26 protein-coding genes, 1 tRNA gene, 1 pseudogene and 1 riboswitch are annotated in these 24,846 nt (G+C 62.6%); of the genes and pseudogenes, 15 read left to right on the top strand and 13 right to left on the bottom strand.

All coding sequences use genetic code 11. The annotated features are described in order from the left end of the window. Positions 1-163: 163 nt before the first annotated feature. The 4 genes from M1D51_RS17960 to M1D51_RS17945 all read left to right on the top strand — a co-directional run bounded on the left by M1D51_RS17960 (position 164) and on the right by M1D51_RS17945 (position 4,008). Positions 164-403, top strand: a complete 240-nt coding sequence (locus M1D51_RS17960) for a tyrosine-type recombinase/integrase (RefSeq protein ID WP_458107454.1) — start codon at positions 164-166, stop codon at positions 401-403. An 801-nt stretch (positions 404-1,204) separates the two neighbouring features. Further along, positions 1,205-1,603 (top strand): hypothetical protein, encoded by a 399-nt coding sequence (locus M1D51_RS17955; protein ID WP_458107453.1) that lies wholly within the window; start codon positions 1,205-1,207, stop codon positions 1,601-1,603. Positions 1,604-2,432: 829 nt separating this feature from the next. After that, complete coding sequence (locus tag M1D51_RS17950; protein ID WP_458107452.1) at positions 2,433-2,909, top strand: hypothetical protein; 477 nt, start codon at positions 2,433-2,435, stop codon at positions 2,907-2,909. 721 nt (positions 2,910-3,630) lie between these two features. Further along, positions 3,631-4,008: a TM2 domain-containing protein gene (locus M1D51_RS17945; protein ID WP_458107451.1), complete on the top strand. Its 378-nt coding sequence runs from the start codon at positions 3,631-3,633 to the stop codon at positions 4,006-4,008. Positions 4,009-4,086: 78 nt separating this feature from the next. Here M1D51_RS17945 and M1D51_RS17940 read toward each other — a convergent pair whose 3' ends face one another. Then, positions 4,087-4,230, bottom strand: a complete 144-nt coding sequence (locus M1D51_RS17940; protein ID WP_347781883.1) for a hypothetical protein — start codon at positions 4,228-4,230, stop codon at positions 4,087-4,089. A gap of 44 nt (positions 4,231-4,274) precedes the next feature. Between M1D51_RS17940 and M1D51_RS17935 the strand changes: the two are divergent. After that, positions 4,275-4,532: pseudogene (locus M1D51_RS17935) on the top strand (tyrosine-type recombinase/integrase); the annotation flags it as partial. A 62-nt stretch (positions 4,533-4,594) separates the two neighbouring features. On the opposite strand, the gene M1D51_RS17930 reads toward M1D51_RS17935, so the two are convergent. Then, positions 4,595-4,684: transfer RNA gene (locus tag M1D51_RS17930), tRNA-Ser, on the bottom strand. A gap of 138 nt (positions 4,685-4,822) precedes the next feature. On the opposite strand from M1D51_RS17930, the gene M1D51_RS17925 reads away from it, so the two are divergent. Genes M1D51_RS17925 through M1D51_RS17915 form a run of 3 tightly spaced genes read left to right on the top strand, consistent with a single transcriptional unit; the run spans position 4,823 to position 7,240 of the window. Then, on the top strand, positions 4,823-5,836 hold the full coding sequence (locus tag M1D51_RS17925) for a zinc-dependent alcohol dehydrogenase (RefSeq protein ID WP_458107450.1): 1,014 nt from the start codon (positions 4,823-4,825) through the stop codon (positions 5,834-5,836). A gap of 3 nt (positions 5,837-5,839) precedes the next feature. Next, positions 5,840-6,238, top strand: a complete 399-nt coding sequence (locus M1D51_RS17920) for a 6-pyruvoyl trahydropterin synthase family protein (protein WP_026547653.1) — start codon at positions 5,840-5,842, stop codon at positions 6,236-6,238. Then, positions 6,239-7,240, top strand: coding sequence for a glycosyltransferase family 4 protein (locus M1D51_RS17915; RefSeq protein ID WP_458107449.1), 1,002 nt, complete (start codon positions 6,239-6,241; stop codon positions 7,238-7,240). It abuts the gene before it with no gap. On the opposite strand, the gene M1D51_RS17910 is transcribed toward M1D51_RS17915, so the two are convergent. Then, positions 7,237-7,749 (bottom strand): nucleoside deaminase, encoded by a 513-nt coding sequence (locus M1D51_RS17910; protein ID WP_458107448.1) that lies wholly within the window; start codon positions 7,747-7,749, stop codon positions 7,237-7,239. The genes M1D51_RS17915 and M1D51_RS17910 overlap by 4 nt on opposite strands. Before the next feature lie 22 nt (positions 7,750-7,771). Between M1D51_RS17910 and upp the strand changes: the two genes are divergently transcribed. From upp to M1D51_RS17890, 4 genes are read left to right on the top strand one after another with little or no spacing between them, the layout of a single operon-like run. Further along, complete coding sequence (gene upp / locus M1D51_RS17905; protein ID WP_026542238.1) at positions 7,772-8,407, top strand: uracil phosphoribosyltransferase; 636 nt, start codon at positions 7,772-7,774, stop codon at positions 8,405-8,407. A gap of 60 nt (positions 8,408-8,467) precedes the next feature. Next, a complete protein-coding gene (locus M1D51_RS17900; protein WP_026542237.1) occupies positions 8,468-8,845 on the top strand; it encodes a glyoxalase superfamily protein in 378 nt (125 codons plus the stop codon). Between the two features lie 45 nt (positions 8,846-8,890). Beyond that, positions 8,891-9,574 (top strand): HAD-IA family hydrolase, encoded by a 684-nt coding sequence (locus tag M1D51_RS17895; protein ID WP_458107447.1) that lies wholly within the window; start codon positions 8,891-8,893, stop codon positions 9,572-9,574. 53 nt (positions 9,575-9,627) lie between these two features. Beyond that, positions 9,628-11,019: a pyridoxal phosphate-dependent decarboxylase family protein gene (locus tag M1D51_RS17890; RefSeq protein WP_458107446.1), complete on the top strand. Its 1,392-nt coding sequence runs from the start codon at positions 9,628-9,630 to the stop codon at positions 11,017-11,019. On the opposite strand, the gene M1D51_RS17885 is transcribed toward M1D51_RS17890, so the two are convergent. The 4 genes from M1D51_RS17885 to M1D51_RS17870 all read right to left on the bottom strand — a co-directional run bounded on the left by M1D51_RS17885 (position 11,016) and on the right by M1D51_RS17870 (position 15,573). Beyond that, positions 11,016-12,020, bottom strand: coding sequence for a dolichyl-phosphate beta-glucosyltransferase (locus M1D51_RS17885; RefSeq protein ID WP_458107445.1), 1,005 nt, complete (start codon positions 12,018-12,020; stop codon positions 11,016-11,018). The genes M1D51_RS17890 and M1D51_RS17885 overlap by 4 nt on opposite strands. A 170-nt stretch (positions 12,021-12,190) precedes the next feature. After that, a complete protein-coding gene (locus tag M1D51_RS17880; protein ID WP_458107444.1) occupies positions 12,191-13,033 on the bottom strand; it encodes an aggregation-promoting factor C-terminal-like domain-containing protein in 843 nt (280 codons plus the stop codon). 5 nt (positions 13,034-13,038) lie between these two features. Beyond that, positions 13,039-13,200: riboswitch (cyclic di-AMP (ydaO/yuaA leader) on the bottom strand. A gap of 132 nt (positions 13,201-13,332) precedes the next feature. Then, positions 13,333-14,829, bottom strand: a complete 1,497-nt coding sequence (locus M1D51_RS17875; protein ID WP_458107443.1) for a sensor histidine kinase — start codon at positions 14,827-14,829, stop codon at positions 13,333-13,335. A gap of 3 nt (positions 14,830-14,832) precedes the next feature. Beyond that, positions 14,833-15,573: a response regulator transcription factor gene (locus tag M1D51_RS17870; RefSeq protein ID WP_172323760.1), complete on the bottom strand. Its 741-nt coding sequence runs from the start codon at positions 15,571-15,573 to the stop codon at positions 14,833-14,835. Between the two features lie 654 nt (positions 15,574-16,227). Here M1D51_RS17870 and M1D51_RS17865 point away from each other — a divergent pair. Both M1D51_RS17865 and M1D51_RS17860 read left to right on the top strand, forming a co-directional pair. Then, a complete protein-coding gene (locus M1D51_RS17865; protein WP_172323761.1) occupies positions 16,228-17,094 on the top strand; it encodes a winged helix-turn-helix domain-containing protein in 867 nt (288 codons plus the stop codon). A gap of 390 nt (positions 17,095-17,484) precedes the next feature. After that, positions 17,485-18,009 carry a SixA phosphatase family protein gene (locus tag M1D51_RS17860; protein WP_458107442.1) on the top strand — a complete coding sequence of 175 codons (525 nt, stop codon included), beginning with the start codon at positions 17,485-17,487 and terminating at the stop codon, positions 18,007-18,009. Positions 18,010-18,048: 39 nt separating this feature from the next. Here the strand turns inward: M1D51_RS17860 and M1D51_RS17855 are convergent, their stop codons facing one another. Together M1D51_RS17855 and M1D51_RS17850 are read right to left on the bottom strand one after the other, a co-directional pair. Next, positions 18,049-18,375, bottom strand: a complete 327-nt coding sequence (locus tag M1D51_RS17855; protein ID WP_458107441.1) for a hypothetical protein — start codon at positions 18,373-18,375, stop codon at positions 18,049-18,051. Positions 18,376-18,491: 116 nt separating this feature from the next. Beyond that, entirely contained in the window at positions 18,492-19,412 is a 921-nt protein-coding gene (locus M1D51_RS17850; protein WP_458107440.1) for a LysR family transcriptional regulator, read from the bottom strand. 72 nt (positions 19,413-19,484) lie between these two features. Between M1D51_RS17850 and M1D51_RS17845 the strand changes: the two genes are divergently transcribed. Beyond that, entirely contained in the window at positions 19,485-20,399 is a 915-nt protein-coding gene (locus tag M1D51_RS17845; RefSeq protein WP_458107439.1) for an EamA family transporter, read from the top strand. Between the two features lie 117 nt (positions 20,400-20,516). On the opposite strand, the gene M1D51_RS17840 is transcribed toward M1D51_RS17845, so the two are convergent. From M1D51_RS17840 to M1D51_RS17825, 4 genes are all read right to left on the bottom strand, one after another. After that, positions 20,517-21,080, bottom strand: a complete 564-nt coding sequence (locus tag M1D51_RS17840; protein ID WP_458107438.1) for a hypothetical protein — start codon at positions 21,078-21,080, stop codon at positions 20,517-20,519. Positions 21,081-21,224: 144 nt separating this feature from the next. Next, entirely contained in the window at positions 21,225-21,935 is a 711-nt protein-coding gene (locus M1D51_RS17835; RefSeq protein WP_458107437.1) for a TetR/AcrR family transcriptional regulator, read from the bottom strand. Continuing rightward, complete coding sequence (locus M1D51_RS17830) at positions 21,932-23,968, bottom strand: YhgE/Pip family protein (RefSeq protein ID WP_458107436.1); 2,037 nt, start codon at positions 23,966-23,968, stop codon at positions 21,932-21,934. The genes M1D51_RS17835 and M1D51_RS17830 overlap by 4 nt, the downstream gene beginning before the upstream one ends. Then, on the bottom strand, positions 23,965-24,780 hold the full coding sequence (locus tag M1D51_RS17825; RefSeq protein ID WP_458107435.1) for an ABC transporter ATP-binding protein: 816 nt from the start codon (positions 24,778-24,780) through the stop codon (positions 23,965-23,967). Before M1D51_RS17825 ends, M1D51_RS17830 begins: the two co-directional genes overlap by 4 nt. Positions 24,781-24,846: the final 66 nt, after the last annotated feature.

Raw genomic sequence — 24,846 nt, 5'->3', positions numbered from 1 at the left:
ATCACAAGAAGCGTACTGTCCCTTTCCCGCGATTCCTCAGCGACCAGCTGGCGGCTCGGTGTGAAGGGAAAGGCCGCAATGACCTGGTGTTCCCGGGCAAAGACGGTAACCATATGCGGCTGCCACGAGTGCACGAGGACAACATGAGCTGGTTGCTGGCGCTGTGAAGCGTTCCGGGATCCTCAGGATCGCTCCGCGCGATCTCCGGCATTCCGCTGTCGGCTTAGCCGTGTCGGCCGGCGCCAGCGTGAAGGCCGTCCAAAAAGTGCTTGGCCACAGCTCGGCCGCAATGACGTTGGACGTCTACGCGGATCTCTTTGACGGGGACTTGGACTCAGTTTCAGACGCTCTAGATCACGCCGTATCTCTGGCGGGTGTGCCCAAAATGTGCCCACCCGCCTGATTTGGGCAAAGAGAAAGGCCCTGCCTCCCTCATAAACAAAGGGAAGCAGGGCCTTTCTCACGGACACGTAGTGCCGCTGTCAATGCCCGGAGGTTCGGTGGAAATTTTCGCTCACAGTCTTGGGAGAGGGCGGGTACTTCCGAAGAACAACCACGGCAGATTGCGATACTAGTTGTTGGTAGTTGAGTGGAAAATACGCCTGAGTGCGGGCTTACACGCCAACTGACCTTGATTGCTAATACTTGGCGATGAGGAGCTGTTGATCTGGTGGCTGGGCCGTTGGCCGGAGAGCTCAGCAGTATTCTTACGGCCGGGGCAGGTCGGGCAGGTACGGCGGCAACTACGCAGTTGCTGCCGGCCATGGGCCGTGAAGGATCGGCGGTAGAGTCGGGCGCAGCCAGGGTAGGGTCTGCGGACTCGGCTGTGGCTTCGCATGTCGGGACGACGGCGAATGCGGAGGTGTCCCGCGGCAGTACAGAGCGGGGCCATTATTTGTCTCCCGGTTGCCAACACAGCAAATGGGCAAGGCCTCGCTGACTGACGCAGGAGACCATGCAATTCGCGGGGTAGGGTACGGTCTCCGCTGATGACATTCGACGGAGCGGCAGGTGCATTCTCCCGCGTTTCCCTCGGCGCTTCGGAACTGGGTCCCTATCCAGGATGGATGGCCCACAGTACGGCGGCGGATGGCGGGGTCGCATTCCGGGTTGTCGTGAAGCGTAAAATTGTGGGAAATGAACTTGTAGGGCACTGAACGGGGCGTCGCTGTTGGGGGTAAACGATGAAGAAAAAGGCGAGAACGTGGATAAGAACTCGGGAGATGAATTCACTGAGGAAGAGCTTCGTTTAGGACGCCGCGCCTCAAAGTTCATGAATCGACTTTCCGTAGCTGCATTTCTAGCAAGTATTGCTGTTGGCCTCTTTGTTATTGTCAGTGTTCCGTGGGAAACCCGCATGCCCTACGATGGAAGGTTTGATCGTAGTGGTGCCGGCATACCAATGCAGATTGCAATGTTGCCGATTTTGCTAGTGCTGTTCGGATTGTGGCGATCAGGGCAGAAGCCTGATTCGTATAAAATGCACTCTGGATCCAGAATTGGTATATATATTCTTGGCACTGGCATGATCTTGGGCTGTGTCCTGGGTCAATGGACCATGGCCCAATCAATTCTGACTGCGGGTGGATATTTCGGTAACTAGAAGAAATTGGAGAACTAGGATAGCGACCTATAGTTCGTTGTGGCCTGGCCGTGCAAGGCCAGCTCTGGTGTCCTTGGTGGTTGAGACTGACTGCCGACTAACATAGTTAGATGCTGATTAGTGATCGAGACAGGTGGGAATTTGCAAGCTTTTAGACCGATGAGATACGACCAAAGTAGATGAAGAATGGCGAATCGGGTACTGAAACCCTAACTATCCGGGCTGTGCCGCAGTGGTATTACTGGACCGGAGTGATAGTTCCTGGAATTCTTATGGTAATCCTGTACGTCAACAGATCCGAAGAATTCGGAGTGTCCGTATGGGTTGCTAACTTTCTTGTTCTTATTCTCTGTGCCATAGCTGTTGGTTGCGTAACATATTGGAAATCAAATATTGTTGCCGCGCTATCGTTTGGTGCCACGATCGTCTTAGGAAGTTTGGCCTTCGCTGGGCTTTCCCATGCCATTCCGGTGGCAGCGTTGACTGGGGGTGCTCTATGGGCTGGCTGCCCTCTCGGACTATTGATTGGGCTGACGCTGACTGCTGGTGAACGACGATAGGGGTGGATCTGGGACCATGGGCTGGGCACGGCCAGAGCGGTTGATCGTCTGGGGTGAACAGGACTTGCTCCCGGGAAAACTAACTGCGTTTACCCCGGTTCTGGCCAAGCGAGTGCGGACCTAAGACGCAGCCCACTTGGTCGGGTGGCAGCTCGCGGGTGGGCAGGACCGGCACGCGATCACCTGGAGCTGTGACGCTGCCGGGCGGAAATCGTCCGCGTCGGTGGACGGGACACTGATCGTCGCCGTGAAGCGCATTGGAACCTGCTGTGGAGTATTTTACAGTGCTAAAGGAGAGGGGGCATTTCATTGTGGGATTAAATGACGATGAAAATAATGCCAAGCAGAATTCGGTTCCCGATGAGGAGTTCACGGATGAAGACCTGCGGTTGGGTAGGAAAGCCTGCCAATACATAGACGTCCTGTGCTTAATTTCTGCAATTGTGTGTGCGGGTATTGCATGGTTTGTGCTTGCTCACGTTCCGTGGAATACGAGAATGCCCTACGATGGAAGGTTTGACCGCTCCGGAAGTGGGATTCCGATGCAGATGGCGATGCTGATTGTGTTTGCCGTTCTATTCCTTTTCTGGCGTTCAGGTAGAAAGCCTGATGCTCACCGTATGCGAAAAGGGTCTCGAGCGGGGACCTACATCTTGGGGACAGCCATGATCCTGGGGTGTGTAGTTGGGCAGTTGGTTTTGGGCGAATCGGTTCTCACTGCGGGCGGCTACTTCGGTAACAAATGACTTTGACATTGAAGCATATGCGACAGGTAGTGATGGACATCGAGGGGAACACATATCTACGCTTTTTTGATGTGCCGGCTGGCAAGGCTCTGCTTATAAGGGGAGATCGCATATATAAGGTCCTGAAAGACTCTGGACGTCCAAGTGTGGTTTCAGCAAAGGGGTTGGCAGAAGCTGTCTGGGTCGGTCCGCGGGTCCATGGAAGGACTTACAGGAGTGTGAGTTGACCGTAGCTCGACTCTGTCGGGAGCGCTGACACGGTGATTGGGTTGAGTATCCGGCTGCAATAGTCGTTGCGGATAAGTAGGCTTCGGCAGGGGCCACGGTCTGCGACCTCCCCGTATTGCACGTCCTCCCGCAGGAAATCGGGACGGAGGGATGGCCAGAGTCAACAGCCCGGAGCGTCGTTCGGATAGGCCAAAATTGAAGTGGTACTGGAAGTTGCCTTGCATCGCACTTCTGGCATTTACGGCTTTTATGCCATGTCGCCAGCGCTGGATTCCATCGCTGTGGAGAGTCTGCGATGCAAAATGCTCTCCGCGAAGGCCAGAAAGGGTATCCCTTCTGCACGGGAGTACAGGCTGGTCCGTTAAACCCTGCCCAGTTGTCCAATAGGGTGTGGACAAGTGTCATGAAACCGCTCCTCGGGCGGGAAATGGGTTAGTCTGGTCGATGGATAAAACATGCCAGTCGCGGCATCACCCCTCCAAGGAAGTGTTCTATGAGCCACCCCAGTTACCCCCATGCACAGCAGGACGACAACCTTGCATCCAAGGCGGATGCGCCCACCGGCTTCGACCGGCGAAACCCGGGGGGATACCAGTCCCCTCAGACTCAGCATCTTTCCCATGCCAGTGGTCCGGGAAAATCGTTTTTGACGACATGGCTCTTGGCCCTCCTGCTCGGCAACCTTGGTGTGGACCGCTTTTACTTGGGCAAAATCGGCACGGGAATCGCCAAGCTGCTGACCGCCGGCGGGCTTGGCATTTGGACGCTCGTTGACATGATCATCACCCTGACCGGAAACGCAAAGAGCAAAGATGGCCGGGCGCTTCCCGGTTCCTCAGAACTTGACCCGCTAAGGTTCCTCGTTCCTTGACTGTTCAGCGCCCGGCTGTCCTGCTTGCCCTATCTTAACCCGCTCGTGCTAATACCGCGGAGCCCACCGCCGGGGGTGTCATGGCTGTTCCCGCAGCGCGGCCTGGGTGTAGTTGTCTAGGATCATTTCCGCTTTGCCGCGGCCCAGCGTGACCAGTAGCGCCGCAGCCATGCTGGATGCGGCGTGGGCCAGCTCCACGGGGTTTTCGGATTCGTTCAGCATGACGGCGGCTTCCTCCGTGCGGTTTTGAGTTATCAGCCAACATGAGTTGGTTCGCCGGAGCCGTGAAGCGGTCCGGCGTCCCGCGGATTACCCCGCATGATCTGAGGCATTCAGCGGCTAGCTTCGCGGTGTCGGCGGGAGCGAACGTTAAAGCCGTGCAGAAGATGCTGGGGCACAGCTCCGCGGCCATGACGCTAGACGTTTATGCTGACCTGTTCGACGGCGACCTTGACGCGGTTTCGGATGCACTGGATCAGGCGGTATCACGGGCCAGTGTGGGCAAAATGTGGGCACGGCCCTAGTTCGGGCAAAGTAAAAGGGCCCTGGTCTCCTTGATTTACAAGGGAACCAGGGCCTCTCTATTTGGCGGTGACGGTGGGATTTGAACCCACGTTGGCTTTTACACCAAACAACATTTCGAGTGTTGCACCTTCGGCCGCTCGGACACGTCACCAACTGAAATAGGCTACCCGAGATTGGCCCCGTTCCCCAAAACGAGCCCCTCTGGACCCTCCCCAAAAGGCAGGTGGCGTACCCTTCAATCCACGCCAACTTCCGTCCACAGCTCCGCACCGATAGATTCGTAAGCATCATGACGATTTCGCAGGAACACGAACGGAAACACGGGCACGAAGCCCACGCCTACTGGGTCACTGAGACGGGCGATGGTGAGCTGCGCCAGGAAGCCCTGCCGGCAAGGCAAGAAGGCGAAGCCCTCGTCAGGACCTTGTACTCAGGCGTCAGCCGGGGCACGGAGCGCGTGGTCCACGAAGGCCGGGTCCCGGAGCGCGTGGCTGACCTGATGCAGGCCCCGCACCAGGAGGGCGACTTCCCGGGCCCGGTGAAGTACGGCTACCTGAGTGTGGGGACGGTCGAGCAAGGACCGGAACAGTGGGTAGGAAAAACCGTCTTCAGCCTGCACCCCCATCAGGACTTTTACGTGATCCCCACCAGCCAGCTCACGGCAATCCCCGAGGACGTCCCGGCCAAACGCGCCGTTCTAACTGGCATCGTCGAAGTCGCCATTAACGCACTCTGGGAAGCCGGACCGAGGCTGGGTGACCGGGTCGCCGTCGTCGGTGGTGGTTTGGTGGGCGGCGTCCTGGCGACGCTGCTGCAGAAGTATCCGCTGAGCCGCCTGCAGTTGGTGGACGCGGATCCGGAGAAGCGAAAGCTGGCGGAAACCATCAACATCGAATTCGCCGAACCAGAGGTTGCAAAAAGCGACAACGACATTGTCTTCCACTGTTCCGCCTCCGACGACGGCCTCAAGTTGAGCCTGCAACTGGCCGGCGATGACTCCGACGTCATCGAGCTTTCCTGGTTCGCCGATAAGGAAGTTACCCTGCCGCTCGGCGAGGACTTCCATGCCCGCCGCCTGAACATCCGTTCCAGCCAGGTGGGTGCAGTGGCCCTCCCGCGACGGCACAGGCGCACCAACGCCCAACGACTCGAGCAAGCGGCAAGGGAACTGAAGGACCCGCTGTTCGACACATTCCTGACCAGCGAATGCCAGTTCCGGAACCTGCCCACCACACTCGTTAAATTGTTCGAACGGCCCGGAGGTTTCTGCCACGTGGTCGCCTATCCCACCCCGGAGGATTAGTACATGTTCAGCCTGACCGTCCGACGCCACTTCATGATCGCCCACAGCCTTCCCCGCGAAGCGTTCGGCCCGGCCCAGGGCCTCCATGGTGCAACGTTTGTGGCCGAAGTCAGTTTCCGCCGCCCGGATCTCAATGACGACGCAATCGTTCTGGACATTGGCGCAGCGGGCGGCATCCTTGAGGAAATCCTGGAGGACCTTAATTACAAGAACCTCGATGAGCACCCGGCATTCAAGGGCAAGCTCTCCACCACGGAGGCTCTGGCCAAGCACATTGCCGACGCCATGGCCACCCGGATCCAGGACACCGCCGACGGACCGGCGCTCAGTGGCATCGACGTCGTCCTCCGCGAAAACCCTGACGCCTGGGCCGGTTACTCGCTGGAGCTCCCGGTCAAGTAGGTGCGCATTCGCTTCCTTGTCCCGGGGAACGTCAGGCACGGCTCCGGCGGCAACAAGTACAACGCCAAGCTCGCCGAGCATCTGACCGTCCTGGGCGCTGACGTTGAGACCCTAAGGGTCGACGGCGACTGGCCGGTTGGGAGCCCGGCGGACCGGCAGCGGTTCGCTGGCATGATCGACGGCGGCACAACGGTGATTGCCGACGGCTTGGTGGCGAGTGGGGCGCCGGAGGAGGTCGCCGGCGCCGTGGGCAAAGGAACCAAAGTCTGGATCCTGTCCCATATGGCGTTGGCGGACCATAGCGAGCTTGAAGCCAAGGCGCTGGCCGCCGCAACCGGAATCATCTGCCCCAGTTCCCACTCCGCCGCTGAGCTCGAGGCGAGGCACGGCCCGCAGACCATCGTCATCGCAACGCCGGGGGCCGACAAAGCAAACCCCGCCCAGGGATCGCAGCCGCCGCGCATCGTAGCCGTGGCCGCACTGCTGCCGAACAAGAGTCAGACACTCTTGGTCGAAGCCCTCGCCAACCTGCAGGACCTTGAATGGGAGGCCGCCCTCATCGGCTCGGAGAACGCTGACCCGGCGTACGCCGCGGAGGTGCGGGCCGCCGTCGAGCATTACAGGCTTGAGGACCGCATCAGCATCACGGGCGAGTTGAGCGGCAACACCCTCGAGGACCAGTGGCAACAAGCTGACCTCAGCGTCCTTGTTTCCCGATCGGAATCCTTCGGGATGGTGGTGACGGAATCGCTGGCCCACGGCGTTCCTGTGCTTGTCCGGCAGGGGACCGGCGCCGTGGAGGCGCTCGGCCAAACAGGAGCGGGTGCTGCGCTGGAGCTGACACAGGAGGGGGCCTTGACCGATTCGCTCCGGAGTTGGCTCAGCGATCCCGGCCTGCAACAATCCTGGCGCAACAATGCAATTCAGGCCCGCGAGCACCTCCCCGGGTGGGACACCACTGCCGCCACCATACTGAGGGCCCTCCAAAGCCCGCCGAACTAGGGCAGCCGGTGAGAGGCGAAGAACTCCCTGAGAAGCGCCGCGCATTCCTCTTCACGGACACCCGCATAGACCTCCACCCAGTGGTTGAGGCGGCGCTCGCGGAGGATGTCGAACACCGAGCCCACCGCTCCTGCCTTCTCATCCCAGGCACCAAACACCACTCTGGGGATACGCGCCAGGACAATGGCACCGGCACACATGGCACACGGCTCAAGGGTCACCACCAGGGTGCAGTCCTCAAGCCGCCAACCGTCACCCGAGCCGCCAGAGGTCAAAGCTCGCGCCCGCAGCGAAGCAGCCGCCTGGCGGATGGCCACCACTTCCGCGTGGGCGGTCGGGTCCCCATGCGCCTCACGTTCGTTGCGTCCGGAACCCAGCACGCCGCCGTCGGGCCCTAACACCACCGCGCCAATGGGTACGTCGTCCGTTTTCAGCGCCAACCGGGCCTCGTCCAGGGCAAGGCCCATCCAGGCCATGTGGTCTGCGTGATACGGCTCGGTGGCGCTCATGTCTCAATGATAGTTTTGGGGGATGCGCACACTCGTCGTGGACCACCCGCTGGTCGCCCACAAGCTCACCGTTCTGCGGGATAAGAACACCCCTTCACCGGTCTTCCGGCAACTCACTGAAGAACTCGTCACCCTCCTGGCCTACGAAGCCACCCGCGAGGTCAAGACGCAGCCAGTGGAGATCGAGACCCCTGTCACCAAGACCATCGGCACGGCTTTCACCAAGCCCACGCCGCTGGTGGTTCCCATCCTGCGCGCGGGCCTGGGCATGCTCGAGGGCATGACCAAGCTGGTCCCCACCGCTGAGGTGGGCTTCCTGGGCATGGCCCGCGACGAAGAAACCCTGGACATCATCACCTACGCCGAGCGCCTCCCCGAGGACCTCACCGGCCGCCAGATCTTTGTCCTGGACCCTATGCTCGCTACCGGCGGCACCCTGCGTGAGGCCATCAAGTTCCTCTTCAAGCGCGGCGCTTCGGACGTCACCTGCATCTGCCTGCTGGCCGCTCCCGAGGGCCTGGCCAAGCTGGAAGAGGAACTCTCGGACGCAAACGTCAACATTGTCCTCGCATCGATTGACGAGAAACTCAACGAGAAGTCGTACATTGTGCCGGGCCTGGGCGACGCCGGAGACCGCCTCTACGGCGTGGCCGGCTAGTGATCACAGGGAACGATTGACCCCTACCGGTTTCCCACCCAGCCCGTTAGCCTGTGGCGCATGGACTGGAAACTTGAACTGGTATTTGTCCCTGTCTCCGACGTCGATCGCGCGAAAGACTTTTACGTCAACAAGGTCGGTTTCAACGCCGATTTCGATGAGCGTCCCACGGACGGCATCCGCTTCGTGCAACTGACGCCGCCGGGTTCTGCGTGTTCCATCGCTATCGGCGAGGGCCTCACGGACGCCCCTCCGGGTTCGGCTCCCAACCTGCAAGTGGTGGTGGCGGACATCAACAAGGCCCACGAGCACCTCAAGGCCAACGGCGTGGACGTCAGCGACGTCGACGTCCAGGACTGGGGTCACTTTGTGTACTTTGCTGACCCGGACGGCAACCAGTGGGCGGTGCAGTACCTCCCACAGCGGCCCAATGGCTAAGTCATACTTCAGCACCACCCCATGAGCGTGCGGCAGGATGGAACCATGAGCCATCCTGCCGCACCCGTGCTGACTGTCCGTGCCGTCCTCTTCGACATGGACGGCACGCTGGTGGATTCCACGGCCGTCGTGGAACAGGTGTGGCTCGAGTTCGCCGAGCGCTACGGCCTGGATTACAACGAAATCCTCCGCACATCCCACGGTGTCCAAGCAGGCGATACCGTGCGGCGCTACGCCCCGGCAGGGGCCGACTTCGCAGCGCTGACGGCCGAACTTGGCGAGATGGAACGTTCCCGGACGGACGGCGTGATTGCCCTTCCCGGTGCTGAAGCCCTGCTGGCGGGCCTCCCGGATGACGCCATCGCCTTGGTCACCTCAGCAGATCAAATCCTTGCCGATATCCGCATGCAGGCAGCCGGACTCACCATGCCATCCACTGCTGTGACGGCAGAGTCCGTCACCCGTGGCAAGCCGCATCCGGAGGGCTATCTGAAGGCGGCGGCACTCCTGGGAGCCGACCCGGCCGACGTCGTGGTTTTCGAAGACGCACCCGCCGGGATCGCTGCTGCGCGCGCGGCGGGGATGCGGATCGTGGTGGTGGGCAAGGCCGCTGCCGGGCACAGTGCGGAGCTGGAGCCTGGCATGTGGCGGATTCCGGACTACTCGGCCGTGACCGTCACCGCTGTCAAGGACGACGACGGCGGGCACCTCATCACGCTGACCCTCTAGCAGCGCCGGGTTAAAGACTGTTCCATACTGCAGACCCGGCGTAGGCTGTGCGCATGTCTGCGATGCCGGAGGCGTACGGTGCGGCACTGGAGCGGGCCATGGTCCACGCCGGTGACTGGCTTGCGTCGGTCCCAACACGTTCAGTCCGCCCGTCTTCCGATGCCGATCAGGTAGCCAAGAGCATCCTGCCGCGCCTGCCGGATGAAGCCACCGATGCCGCAGAGGTAGTTGATGAGCTCGCGGCGCTGGCTGAGCCGGGGCTCATGGCGATCCAGTCCGGACGGTTCTTTGGGTGGGTCATGGGCGGAACCCTGCCCGCGGCCATGGCCGCAGATTGGCTTGTTTCGGCGTGGGACCAGAACACGGGGCTGCGGTTCGCCACCCCGGCGGCGGCCGCGATCGAGGAATCTGCCGCCGCGTGGCTGCTGGAACTCTTGGGACTGCCCGCAAGTGCCGACGTCGGATTCACCACCGGTGCCACCACCGCGAACTTCGTGGGGCTGGCGGCCGGGCGCCAGTACTTGATGGACGAGGCAGGCTGGGACCTGGAGGCTCTTGGGTTGACCGGCGCCCCGCGCATCACCACCTTTGCCGGCCGGGAGCGCCACGCCGCAGTGGATTTGGCGTTGCGGTATCTCGGCTTGGGTGCGTGCGTCCCCGTAGATGCCGACGACGAAGGACGGATTCTCCCTGACGCGCTTGCCGAGGCCATGGATCAGCAGCCCGGGCCTTCGCTGGTCTGTCTCCAAGCGGGAAACCTGCATTCCGGCGCTTTTGATCCCATGGAGGAAGCCATTGCGGTGGCACATGACCGGGGGGCGTGGGTGCACGTGGATGGGGCGTTCGGTCTGTGGGCCGCTGTGAGCCCAACGTTGCGGGGCCGGCTGGCGGGAGTGGAGGAAGCGGACTCGTGGGCAACGGATGCCCACAAGACGTTGAACGTCCCGTACGACTGCGGCTTGGCAATCGTGGCCCGCCCCGAAGCTTTGCGAAGGGCTTTCAGTGTCCACACCAGCTATCTGATTGCCACTGATGCCGGACCGGGGGATCCCTTCGAAAAGGTCCCGGAGATGTCCCGCCGCGCCAGGGGCATCCCGGTGTGGGCCGCGCTCCGCCAACTGGGACGCTCCGGGGTGATCGCCATGGTGGAGCGGCTCGCCGCAAATGCCCGTGCGTTGGCTGAGGGCCTGGCTGCCATCCCGGGTGTCGAGGTGCTCAACGACGTCGTTTTCACCCAGGTCTCGGTGAGCTTCGGCAGCGATGACCGTACACACCGTGTCACGCAACGGTTGATGGCCGAGGGGGCGGTGTGGATGTCCGGGTCCTCGTGGCGTGGCCGTGAAATCCTCAGGATCTCAGTGAGCAACTGGACCACGGATGCCGGCGATGTTGCGGCGTCCATTGCCGCTGTGAGGGGTGCGGTGGAGGCCGAGCCGGAGGCTTAGCCGATGACGTGGAGGAAGTGCGGCATTGTGTATGCCCCTGCGAAAATTGCGGCCCAACCAACCAAACGCAGAAGCGGTCCCAGACGCGACGCCGCCGTTCCCGACGCCGGTGTCCGGCCGATCTCCCTGCGCACCTCCTTGTAAGGAACACGCCCGCTGCCAAGGTCGCGAGCCAAGCGCACCAGGCCGCGCAGGTCGGCAAGCGCGGTGCGTACGACGTCGACACTTGAGGTGGGATCGTCGGTCCAGTCGACGGGTACTTCATGAACGCGCAGTCCGCACCGTTCGGCGATCACCAGGAGTTCGGTATCGAAGAACCAGCCATCGTCCTTGGTCAATGGAAGGATGTGGTGCACGACGTCGGCACGGACGGCCTTGAACCCGCACTGGGCATCGGAAATGCGTGTGCCCAGGACGGCGCGGAGCAGGGCGTTGTAGCTTCGGGAGATGAATCCGCGCTGGGGACTGCGGGCCGCCTGTGAGCTCCGTGCCAGCCGCGTGCCGACGGCGATATCCGAATGGCCCGAGAGCAGCGGTGCAATCAGGGGAGCCAGGGCCGACAAGTCCGTGGAAAGGTCTGCTTCCATATAGGCGAGCACGGGTGACGGTGAGACCTGCCAGAGGCGGCGGAGTGCGTTTCCGCGCCCCCTTTGCTGGAACCGCACCACCACCACTTCAGGGAGCTCCCGGGCCAAGCGCTCGGCGATCCTCAGGGTGTTGTCAGTGCTGCAGTTATCCGCAACCGTAATGCGGAAGCTGTGGGGAAACGAGTCGGTGAGATGCCAGTGAAGCCTACGCAGGTTCCGTTCCAAACGGGCTTCCTCGTTGGCGACGGGAAGGGTGACGTCCAGAACAGGAACGGCAGCACGGGTGTCAATGGGGGAGCGTCGGGGTTGTGGCCCTGCAAGGTCCTGCTGTGAATAAGTTGCCGCCCCGCCACCGAAGCGCGCCGAGTGGAAGCGTCGCGGCGGAGCGCTGGTGGTGGGATTTGTGAGCGTCATGTCTTCAGAATGGCCCCGCCGATTATGAGTGCTTTAGGCGCGGGCTGTGACGCCACTGTGAGCTACGGCGGTCACCTGTGAAAACAGAAAACCGCGCCGGTTCCCGCCATTCGCTCCAGTGGTTACTGGTGCGAACGGCGGCAACCGGCGCGGTCCTCAGGCAGTGTGGCTTAGTACCAGTTGTTGGCCAGGTGGAAGCCCAGGGCGGCCGACGGGGATCCGTAGCGCTCCTTGATGTAGTTCAGGCCCCACTTGATCTGGGTCTGGTAGTTGGTCTGCCAGTCAGCACCGGCAGTGGCCATCTTGGAAGCAGGCAGGGACTGGACAATGCCGTAAGCGCCGCTGGAAGCGTTCGTGGCAGTGGTCCTCCAGTTGGATTCCTTCTCCCACAGGGTGTTCAGCGCGGTCATTTCGCTGGCGCTCCAGCCATAGTTGCCGAGGATGCTGGCAGCGTAGGCTTTGGCGGCGGCGGGGTCATCCACGGCCTTCGGGGCGGCGGCAGCAGCTTCGGCGGCGGCCTTTTCGGCGGCAGCAGCGGCGTCGGCGGCCTGCTTGGCTGCAGCATCAGCGGCTGCCTTCTCCGCAGCAGCCTGATCGGCGGCGGCCTTCTCGGCGGCAGCCTTTTCAGCGGCGGCCTGGTCGGCGGCGGCCTTCTCGGCGGCAGCCTTTTCAGCAGCGGCCTTGTCCACAGCGGCCCGGTCAGCAGCGCCCTTTGCGGCGGCTGCGTCCAAGGAAGCGGAGATTTCGGCTGTCTTGTTGGTGCTGACCTGGGCAGCAGCCTGGGTCTCTGCAACGCGGCTCGCCTCAGGGAGGTTCAGGGTGGCGTTGGCAGCAGTACCGAGCGAAGCGACGCCCAGCGCAGCGGCCACGACGCCGGCAACAACCGACATGCGGTGGCCGGACTTACCCTGGCGGGCAGCGTTCTTGAGGACGGTTTGCGACTTGGTCAACGGTGCGTTGTGCTCATCGCGGTGACGCGCGGAAGGGCGCGTCTGATCGTTAAATTCAGACATGTGTGATTACCTCTCAGCGCCTGCGGAGTTAGCTGTCGGGTTCGGATGAGGTCATCCGGCCGCGCGTGTCGCTGCGGCTTCACCCCAAGGGTCCGGCATAAATGCCTGGGCCCGGAGACTCTGGGTCCCCCGTCTCTGCCTCGGAGTAAGAACGGACTCCGGGAAGTGGCAGAGCTCGGCGCATCCCGGATGCGGGCCAGTTGGGGCGACCCACCCTTTCGACGGTACAGGAGGAATTCGCAGAAGTCACATTTAGGTAACAGAGATCACGACGCCGGTGAGTCGCCTTGCCGAGTTCGTTACATCTCTTCGGCGGTGACGGTTGGTAGTCGCAGGGCGAACTCGGTGCGACCCGGTTTTGACGTCACTTCCACGCTTCCGCCGTGCGCTTCCACGATGGATTCCACGATCGACAAGCCTAGTCCCGACGTCCCTTCAGAACCCGATCTCGCGGCATCGGCCCGGGCAAAGCGGGAGAAGATGCGGCCTTGGAAATCCTCTGGAATGCCCGGCCCGTTGTCGGTCACGGTCACCACTGCGCTGCCATCGGCCGAGAGCATAACGGCCGTGACCACAGTTGTGCCGGCATCGGTATGTTTGCGGGCATTGGACAGCAGGTTTGCCAGGACCTGGTGCAGCTGGATGGAGTCGCCGCGGACCGTGACGGGTTCCTCCGGCAGTTGCAGTTGCCACACGTGGTCCGGTGCCATGACTTTCTCATCGCTGACCGTTTCGATCACCAACTGGGTGAGGTCCACATCGGTAACCTTGATCGCTTGGCCCTCGTCCAACCTGGCGAGCAGCAAGAGATCCTCCACCAGGGTTGTCATCCGCTCTGACTGGCTTTGCACGCGCGCCAGGGATTTGCAGCCGTCATCTGTGAAGTGTTCGGTCATCCTCAGCAGTTCGGTGTAACCGCGGATGGCAGTGAGCGGCGTCCGGAGTTCGTGTGAGGCGTCCGCGACGAACTGGCGCACCTTGGTTTCGCTTTCCTGGCGGGCTTCCAAGGCGCTGGAGACGTTGTTCAGCATCAGGTTCAGGGCATGGCCTACGCTGCCCACTTCCGTTCCGGGATGAGAGGCCGACGGCGGTACGCGCACCGCAAGTGCCACTTCACCGGCGTCGAGCGGTAGTCGCGAAACTTTCGTGGCCACCTCGGAGAGCTGCTCCAAAGGCCGCATGGTCCGGCGGATGATGACGGTGCCGGCGAGGCCGATGATGACCAGTCCGCCCAGCGAGACCAGCACCATGGTCCACACCAACGAGGCCTCGGCGCTCTGTTTGTCCGCGAGAGGCAGGCCCGTGACGATCACGTCACCATAGGGGGCGACCGCCACCAGCCGATAGTCCCCGTTGGAGAGGGAACGATCCACCGGATCACCGCTCTTGGGCAGTGCCAACAGCACTTGCTCATCCTCGGGGGACAAGGCAACACGGTTGCCTTGGGCGTCAATGAGCCCGGAACTGCGGACGGTGGAACCGTCGATCCTGGCGTTAAGCGTTCCGGCGGCCTGACCCCGCGCCTCCAGCGGGTCCGGCTTCCCCGAAGGTGAGGAGGGAAAGTTCGACGGCGGCCTGCCGAAGTCGTTCGCGCGGCTGGACGCCTGCTCAAGCTGCCTGTCGAGCTGCCTGTTGAACACCATGTCCATGGAGGCGTAGCTGACCACACCCACCGCCCCGCAGATGGCGACCAGCAGTGCCATCGCCACCAGGACCAGCCGGGTGCGCAAATGCCAGGTGGAGGGGTTCAGCCAGCTCCGGCGGGACTTTCTGGCCACCCCTGAAAGTGTGCTCAACGCCTAGTCCGCGGGCTTGATGACATAGCCGGCACCGCGGATTGTGTGGATCATGGGCGGATGGTTGGCTTCGATCTTCTTGCGAAGGTAGGAAATGTAGAGCTCCACGATGTTGGCTTGCCCACCGAAGTCGTAATCCCACACGCGGTCCAGGATCTGGGCCTTGCTGATCACACGTTTGGGATTCTCCATGAGGTAGCGCAGAAGCTCGAACTGGGTTGCGGTGAGGGGAATGTCCTCGCCGGCACGCGTGACTTCGCGGGTGTCCACGTTCAGGGTGAGATCACCCACCACCAACTCCGCGGTGTCCATGGCGGCGACGCCGGAACGCTGGACCAGTCGGTGGAGGCGCAGGAGGACTTCCTCCATGCTGAAAGGTTTGGTGACGTAGTCGTCGCCGCCGGCAGCCAATCCGACGATCCTGTCCTGCACGGCGTCCTTGGCGGTAAGGAAGAGGGCGGGCACTTCGGGGGCGAAGGCGCGGATGCGGTTGAGGACCTCTACGCCGTCGAATCCGGGCAACATGACGTCCAGCACCAGGACGTCGGGCCGGAAATCCTTGGCAAGCTTCACAGCCTCCGGACCGTCTTCGGCCACAGCTACCGACCAGCCGGCCATGCGCAGTCCCATGCTCATGAGTTCGGCAAGGCTGGGTTCGTCATCCACCACTAAGGCGCGGATCGGCGAACCGTCCGGGTGGGACAGCTGGGGAAGGTTGTTGGTCATGGAGTGCGAGGAGGCCATGGGACAACTCTCTGTTCTGCTGATTAGCGATCGCTTTGCCGATCCTGTGAGGACGCTGTGAAGTCAACAGTAACGAGATGGGAGTCAAGGGGCGGGTAGCGTCCGGAAAATACGCTTTCTACGGCTTGTAGCAGATTTTCATGCGAAAATTCCTGAAGAAGGCCGTCCACGATTGGACAACAACTGTTTCAGATCGTGAGATTCCGCAGGTGCGCCGTTCGCGGGAATGAAGATGCACATCATGCCTCATCAGCCGAAGAATATTCACTGGATGGCGATTATTTCCTGCGCGAGCCGAATGAAATGGCGTTCATTTATCCCGTCGGCTGAATTGTGATTTACGGCACAATAGACCCCTCCGTCTCAAAATGTGGACGGTTCTGCGCTTTGTTACTTGCGTGTTGCCATTGTTACGTTGCACACTTCCAATGTGAACAAGAACTCAACAGCACCTGCAGCCGCAGCAACCTGGCCCAGCACACCCGCTGGCCATGATGACCGCTGTTGTCGAATGCAAGCCTAACTTTCCACCCCAAGAAGTTTCAGGCATTCGCCCCCTAGCCCAGCGTTGGGCGCCCCTCCCCAAACTCATTGCGGGGACAACCAGCATTCGAAGCCGCGATGACGGCTATTCACTTTTGAGGTAAGCACTCCATGTCAGTTGCATCTGGATACGTCCACATCTCCGTCCGTAACGCCAACAAGGCCGCGTCGAACGCAGGGCTCCGCCCCGGCTTCGGCAACCGCCCCGGCTACGCCCCCGCCCAGCAAGGTGCAGGCCAGCAGGCTCCCGGTTATGTTCCGCAGGGTTACAACCCCAACTCCTATGGCCAGTTGCGCGCCGTACCCGCCGCCGAGCCGGCACCCATGACTGCGCCTACGCCGGTCATTGCCCAGTCCGACAGGCTCCGCCCCGTTGCCAACGACAACGTAGCCCGTGGCTTCGTGCTCTACATGGGCATTGATGAAGAGACCGCAGCGGCCGCAGGCACCTCCATCGCCAAGCTGGCCCAGGAAATCCGCGCCTATGCGCAGTCCCTCGTCACCGGCGCAGAGAGCTATGCTGCCGTGGCAGTAGCCCCCGCCGGCGCGCCCGGGTCCGCACTCGACGTCGTGCGTTCCACCTTTGGTGACCCCACCGTCACCGCCCGCCAGCGCACCGAAACCGCCCGCCCGGCGCCGCAGCAGGAATCCCGCCCCTCCGGCGTGCTGATCGACCTCGCCCGCCGCGAAGTGCACCTTGACGGCGAATCGCTGAACCTGACATTCAAGGAATTCGAACTCCTCAACTACCTCGTGGAGAACGGCACCCGCACCGTGGGCCGCGACGAACTCCTTGAAGGCCTGTGGCGCAACGCCGAAGAGGTCCCCAACGAGCGCACCATCGACGTCCATATCCGCCGCCTCCGCTCCAAGCTGGGGCGCCTTGCCAACACTGTTCGCACGGTCCGCGGCCAGGGCTACCGCTTCTACGAGCACCCCGAGGTCATCGTCTGGGCCGCTCCGGAATACTCGATCTAAGTAGTACTACTGCAGCCGAAAGGCGGCAACATCCCTCTGCGCCTGCGCTCATTCTTCGCGCGACAATGGCGCTGTCGGGATATGCCGCCTTTCGGCTTTTTCGTGCCCTGACGAGGATTGGCCTCCGCGGCTGAAGGGTCCGGGGCGCCAGGTTGTGTGCGGCTACCACCTACATTGGCTGGAGAGGCCCCCTGGCACGCCCGCTGCCTCCGCGTGTTCGGGGCGTATGGAGTTCAAAGTAGGTGGTGGGGGACCGGGGTGCGTGGGGTCGTGACCCTGTTTGATGCGCCGGAAGCCCTGGGGCAACCGCATCAGGTTGCTAATAGCCTGTTCTATTCTCAAAGAAGGTCAGGAACCGCCGCGAGCCGGGGGGGCGGATAGGGTTGTTTCATGAGCGACCACCACATCAAGCGCCTCGTGATCATGCGGCATGCCAAGGCTGACTGGCCCATGGGTGTACCTGATCATGAGCGTCCCCTTGAAGAACGTGGCCACAGGGAGGCTCCGCTCGCGGGCAGATGGTTGCTCCAGCAGGGTGTGGTGCCGGACTTCATCCTGTGCTCGTCTGCGCTGAGGACCCGGCAGACCTGCACTTGGGTCTGCGATGAGTTGGGCGACAAAGCGCCGACGCCGAAACTCGAGGACGGCCTGTACTCAGCCTCCGCCAACCGCATGTTGACGGTCATCAATCATGTCCCCGATACCGTCACCACGTTGATGATCATCTCGCACATGCCCGGGGTCCAGGATCTCGCCATGCACTTGGCCTCGCGCGATTCGGACCACGATGCCTACATGGATGCCGCTACCCGTTACCCAACGAGTGCGTTGACGGTAATGGAGACGGAGAAATCCTGGGCCGAGTTGGACGGTCAGGACGCGCGGCTGACGCACTTCACGGTGCCCCGCGCGTAGGGCCGCGGCCGCAGCGGCGGTGTTTGCTGGAACGCTCGGCTATTGCGGGTTGCCGGGGTCCCCATAGGCCAACTGGGGCATGCACATGCATCGAATCTCGAACACAGGCAGGCCCGCTGCTTCTTCCCCGTGACCGGTCGCGATCAGGTATTCGCCGTCGAACATGTACACCGGCAACTGTGGGGCCATGTATTCGTTGTAGCGGCTGGGGTAGACCCATTGCCCGCGGATGTCGAAGGCCGGTAGAGCATAGGGATCGCGCCGGTTGTGGGCGCTCGGATAGAGTCCGTCGTCGATCATGAGGTAACTGACCAGGCCGTAGGTGTGGTGGTGGTTCATGTCCGTGGGAAAGAGGATTGCTTCCACAGTAGGGCCCCTTCAGAAGTTTCGACGATCGCGCACAGGGCGGCGCGGACAGCTAAGTAAGGTTAGCCTAAGCTAACAGTGCACTGAGCGTCGAATGTTCCACTGTGTGACATTGGTCAACCCTGCGGCAGGGGCAACTCTTCTGCGGCCACGTCCCTCAACATGTGAACTGCTTGCCTGATGGCGGGGCTGGCGGTCATCGTCTTTCGGTACACCACGCCCACGGAACGTTGCTGGACGGGGTTCATCACGGGAATCGCAACCACGGCAGGCGGGAGCGGCGGCCTTCCGAGGCGCGGGACAAGCGCCACGGCGACCCCCTGCTCCACCATGGCGATATGCGTGGAGAAGTCGGGATCGTAAATGCGGATGTCGGGAACGCGGCCCAGTCCGGCGAAGATCTGCAAGAGGGCCTCGTTGCAGATGGCCCCCGCCGGGGTGCTGATCCACGTCTGGTCCAGTAAATCTTCACGCTCGACGGCGGCGCGGGCGGCGAGCGGGTGGGTGCTGTTGACCAGGACATCCGCTTGGTCGACGCAGAGTTCCTCATGCACCAGGTTCTCCGGAATCACCAGCGGCACGGAGTTCCAGTTGTGGACTACAGCCAGTTCCGCCTCGCCAGTAGCCACTCGCTGGACTGCTTCGCGGGGGTCTTCTGCCAGCACCGTGACCTTCACGGAGGGGTGGGTGGCCGCCATGCGTCCAAGCATGGGTCCCACGAGCCCCCGGCAAGCGGTGGAGAATGCCACCAGCCTCAGCAGGCCCGACGGCTTCGCGGGATCAGCCAGTAAGGTCGCTTGGAGTTCCTCCAGTTCGCCCATGATCCGGCGGCCATAGCCGGCCAATGCCAGTCCGCGCTCGGTCAGGAGTACGCCACGGCCATTGCGCTCCAAGACGGTAACGCCGGTCTGCTTTTCCAATTTCTTGATCTGCTGGGAAACGGCCGATGGGCTGAACCCCATCACGTCCGATGCCGCAATGACGGAGCCGTGCTGTTCCACGGCCACAAGCGCCCGCAACGCCGAGATATCAATCATGAAGCAAATCTACGCTGTTCCACGTCGAATTCACCGCTGGTGCTTCATGTTAAAGCGAGTCAGAGTGTACTTGTGAACCTTCGCCACTCTGCCCTCGCCGTCATGGTCGCCGTCCTCTGGGGCATCAACTTCGTCGCCATCGACCTCGGCCTGCACACCAATGGCAGGGAAGTTCCTCCGCTGCTTTTCGTCGCAATGCGCTTTCTCCTCGTCGTTTTCCCGTTCATCCTGTTCATCCGTAAACCGGATGTGGGCTGGAAGGCGATTGTCGGCGTCGGGCTGTTCATGAGCGCCGGCCAATTCGGACTCTTGTATCTGGGAATGGCGCTCGGGATGCCTGCGGGTTTGGCTTCGCTGGTCCTGCAGGCACAGGTTCTGTTCACTATCCTGCTGGCCGCGAAGTTCCTGGGGGAGAGGCCCAGCCGACGTCAGTTGGCCGGCGTGGTGCTCGGCATCGCGGGGCTGGGCGTGGTTGCACTGGGACGCAGTGCTGTGGCGCCGGTCCTTCCCCTCATGATTGTCCTGGCCGCAGCTTTGTCCTGGGCCATTGGCAACGTGGTGGCCAGGCATTCGAAAGCTGCCTCCGGTTTGGGCCTGGTGGTGTGGTCGGGGGCCGTGGTTCCGGTTCCGCTGGCGGGGTTGTCGTTGGTGGTGGACGGGCCGGGGACCGTGTGGGCGACACTGACGGACCTGCAGCCTGCCACCATTCTCAGTGCGATCTACACGGCCGTGTTTGCGTCCTTGATCGGTTACGGCATCTGGAACCGGCTGTTGTCGCTGTACCCGAGTTCCGACGTCGTGCCCTTTACGCTTTTGGTCCCTGTGGTAGGGATGACGGCCGCGTGGCTGGTCCTTAACGAGATCCCGACGCTGACCGAAATCATGGGCGGGCTGATATTGCTCCTCGGAGTGGCCACTGCCGTGCTGGGTGCCGGGCGCACAATCCGTCCGGAAACGCCCGTTGCGGGGCCTGCTCTGCGCCTCTAAACCTCGGGAAAGCGCGCAGAGCGGGCCCCGCAACGCCGGGTGGTTGTGTTGTGGGGCCTGTTTTGCGCGTTTTGGTGCCGGGGATGTGTGTAGAGCGGGCCTCGCAACGCCGGCTGGTTAGCGTTTGGAGGCAGGTTTGCGTTGGGAGGAAGCGCTCGACGCCGGTCGCTTGCCTGGCGCTGTTGGCGTACGTGACGCCGGGCGCTTGACGGGGGTACCCGCGCGCGGGGCGGGTTTGCGCGGCGCGGAGGTGCGCTTCGTCGTTGTCGGGGTTCGCTTGGCAGGAACAGCGGCACGCGACCCAAACGAGGGCACCACTGCTCCGAGGAACAACACTGCCAGGGTCCCCAACCCGGCGGCGGCGGCAAGGTAGAAGTAGATGTCCGAATCCCGGGTGCTCACCGCGCTGCCCAAAGCGTTGGCATCCTGGTTGAAGGCGATGCCCCACATCCGCAGGAAAGCGATGCTGCAACCAATGAACACGCTGGTGCCCGCTGCAGCCAGCAGGACCACCAAGTATCGTCGGCGGTTGAAGACCTGGACGAGCGAGGCCAGATAGCAGATCAGCACGGAGCCCAGGAACAAGTACAACACCAGTTCCTCGAGTACCACAGCGGCCATCACCAAGAGCCCCAGGGACACAAAGGCGGCCACGACCGCAAGCTTTCCGCTGTTCCCCATGTGACGCATGAGGTTAATCATCGCCGACCCAGTGGCCACGCCACGCCGTCGTACATTGCAGTTGAATACCGTTGTGAGGCCCGCTCTGCGCCCTAAACACCAGTGAGAACGTGCACTATAGGCCCCACAACGGGGTGGCCAAAACTACTTGATGACATACCCGTGCATGATGGTCATCACGGCTGCCACGCTTTGCTCGCGGGTCCGTTCAGGGTTGTAGGTCTGCCGGTCGAGGCCAACCACGAAGATCGCGCCGAAGATCGCCGCCTCCAGGGAGCCGCGGGCAATGGACTCGTTCACCTTGTACCTGGACGCAACGCTTTCCACCGCCGAACCAATCACGGCCAGAAGCTCGGCGCGGAGTTCGGCGAACACAGCACTCCACTCGCCGGGAGTCCGCCAGTTTTCGCTGACCCAGAGGCGGGCGAAAGAAGGGTAATCGTCCATGAACTCCATGGCCTGGCCCACCATGTTGTTCATGGATTCCAGGGGGTCGTTGGCCTTGCCGCGGACGTCCTGAAGCCGGACCAGCATGATGTCCACACCGTGCCGCAGCAACTGGGCGATCAGGTCCGATTTACTGCCGAAGTTGTAATAGACAGTCCCCTTGGACACTCCGGCGGCGGCTGCAATCTCGTCCACCGTCACTCCAGCCGCGCCGCGCTCGCCGATCAACTCCATGGAGGCCTCGAACAGGCGCTGTTTGGTGGCGTTGGTTCGGCCGGGGCGGAGCTTCTTCTCACCGGCCGCGGCGGCGCCTGACGCCGCGGGGGCGGCTGACTCGGCAGGGGCGGGCTCGGTGGTGCCGGCCGCGGCGGAGCCTGACTCGGCAGGGGCGGGCTCGGTGGTGCTCATACTGCGATCTCCGGCTTCAGCGTCTTCAGGGTCCACACCTTGTGCTTGCGGACGGCGAGCGTGGACAACGCCATTCCCAGCAAAGTGTATCCAAGCAGGCCAAGGACGGTAGGCCAGATCATGCTGAGCTCACCACCGTAGATCAGGTGCCTCATGCCGGTGACCACGTAGCCCATGGGAAGGACCTCGTGCACCACATGCAGCGGCATCGGCGTGGTCTGCCACGGGAACGTACCGCCGGAGGACACCAGTTGCAGGACCAGCAGGATCAGCACCACGAACTTGCCCGGTGTCCCCATCAGCGCCACGATGCCCTGGATGATCGCGCTGAAGGCCATCACTGCGGCCAGCATGAACAGCCACATCCCCACGGGGTGTGCCGGGTTCAGGCCAAGCCCCAGGTTCACCACGAGGGTGAGGATGGTCGCTTGCAGTACTGAGACCACGAAGAACGGCAACCAGCCTCCGACGGCGATTTTCCAGGCCGGGGCGTTCGACGCCAGTGCCCGTTGGGTGATGGGCCGCATGGCTTGGACCAGCATGAACACGCCGATCCATAGAGCCAGGGTCAGGAAGAACGGTGCCAGGCCTGCGCCGTAGGAGCCGGCTTTTGCCTGCGAGACATTGTCCACGGCAACAGGGTCAGCGATCACCTTGGACACACTGTTCTTTTGCTCATCGTTGGGGTTGGGAATGTCCCCGGCACCCTTGGCAAGTTCCGTGGCCAGGGTGTGGGACCCATCGGCGGCCGTCACTGCGCCCGTGGCAAGCTGGCTGGCGCCGTCGTCCAGTTGGTGGGCGCCGTCGTCGAGCTTGGCAGCGCCGTCCAAGGCAGTCTGTTGCCCGGCGGCCAGTGTTGCCGCGCCGGTGTTGAGTTGGCCCGCGCCGGCAGCGGCCTTCGAAATGGCATCGGTGAGTGTTGGTGTGGCAGCGGCGAGCTTGGAGGCACCGGCACTTACAGCGGCTGAACCGTCCGAGAGTTGCTGGATCTTGGCGGCGTCGCCGGAGATCTTTGCCTTGGCGTCCGTCACGGGGCTCGAGGCCGCGGCGGCGTCGAAGTCAGCAAGGACCTTCGCCGCCTGCTCCTGGGTGAGCACGCCGGCCGCAACCAGCCGGGCGTTGGACTCGACCACGCGGTTCCGGAGTCCCTTGTCCGCCGCTTCCAACTGCCCGACGACGTCCTGGACTTTAGCGTTCAGCTCGGCGTTTCCGGCCGCCACCTGGGCGGCGCCGTCGGCAAGCTTCTTGGAGTCGGCAGGCAGGGTAGCCGTTTTGTTTTTCAGCTCAGTGAGGCCGGAACTCAGCTGGCTGGCACCGTTGTTGAGCTGGACGGCGCCGTCGCGCAGCTTCGTTTGCCCGGCCACCAGTTGATCGGCGCCGGTCACCAGTTGGGTGGTTCCGCCATGGAGGGTGGCCGCGCCGTCACTGAGCTTTCCCACGCCCGTGGCCAGCTCGGAGGCGCCATCAGCAGCCTTCACGATGGACGCGTGGATGGTGCCGAAGCCGGTGAGGAGCTGATTGGCTGTTTCCTCGCCCACCTCTTTGGCCACGGTGGAGTGCACGGCGGTGGTGAGCTTGTCCACGATGGTGCTCAGGAGGTAGTTGTTGGCATCGTTGGTGGTGACGTGCAGCATGGCCTGGTTGGCGGCGTCGAAGCTGCCGGGGGAGACCAGGTTGGCGGAGAAGTCCTTGGGGATGCGCAGCGCGAAGGCGTACTCGCCCGTACGGACACCGGCATCTGCGTCCTCGGCGCTGGCCACCTGCTTCCAGTTGAAGACGTGGCCCTCCACCAGGCTGTCGGCCACCTTCTTGCCGGCCTGCAGCTCGGTGCCGTCAGATGACGAGGCTCCCGTGTCCTCCACTACCAGGGCGGCGTCGATCTGGTTCAGGTTGCCGTACGGATCCCAGTTCGCGTAAAGGTACACGGCGCCGTACAGCAACGGAACCATGGTCAGGGCGAGGATGGTCAGCTTGGGCAGGAGCCCGCCGGTCATGCGCTTGAGTTCGGAGCGGGCGAGCCGCAGAACAGTCACTTTGCAGTCCTTTGGAGGGTTTCGGTTTCAGGGTCGGCGGCTGATTGGTGCGCCGTAGGAGTTTCGAGCGTTTCCGGTTTTTGGGGCACCGGCCCGGCAGCATGTTTGGCCTTGGGTTCGACGACGGTGGCTGGCTTGGGCTTGACTGGCTCGACGGCGGCGCTCTCCGCCTCCGGTTCGGGCGGATGTGTCACTGAGTTGCCGATTATCGCGGCGGCTCCGGTCCAGTTGTCCGGGAGGGCACCCACGACGGCGACGACGGCAAGCGGCCGCCCGGCGTCGGACGCCAAAGCCTGAAGCCGGGGCAACCACGCTTCCGGATCCGCGCTGTGGCGGTCGGGGGAGTCCACCACCAGCAGGTCCGTTGCCGGATCAGCAAGGGCCAGGGCGGTCAGGAGCTCGAGGCGGCGGGCGGCGGGAATTTGTTCTATCCAGAGGCCTGCAATGTCTTCGAAGCTGTTGACCTTCAGCCACGGCTTACTCAGCAAGGCGCCGCGGTAACGGCGGGGAATGAGGGAGAGGTCCTCGGTGACGAGGTCGCGGACGCTGAGGTGTTGCTCGGGCTCGTTGACGCCCGGTGAGTCCACCAGGGCGCTGGCGAGGCGAATCTTCTTGGTCTTGGTGGTGGTGTCCCAACTGAGGACGCCATTGCTTGGCTTCATGCGGCCGCTCAAGGCCAACACCAAAGCTGTCCGCTGGTCCTGGCCTTCTCCGGCGACGAGCAGGAGTTCGCCGCGGCGGACTTGAAGCGACGTTGCCGGAAGGAGATCGCCCCGGCGGCCGTTGATCTGGAGTTGCTGTACGGACAGCACAATGAAGCCTTTCGCAGAAATGGTGTCTGCTGAAAGTCTAACTAAACTGACCAGTCAGTTCAAATA

This window comes from Arthrobacter sp. R3-55 (genome assembly GCF_054161505.1).
Note: the sequence above shows the minus strand (reverse complement) of the source record. Positions and strands in the feature narration are given on the sequence as shown.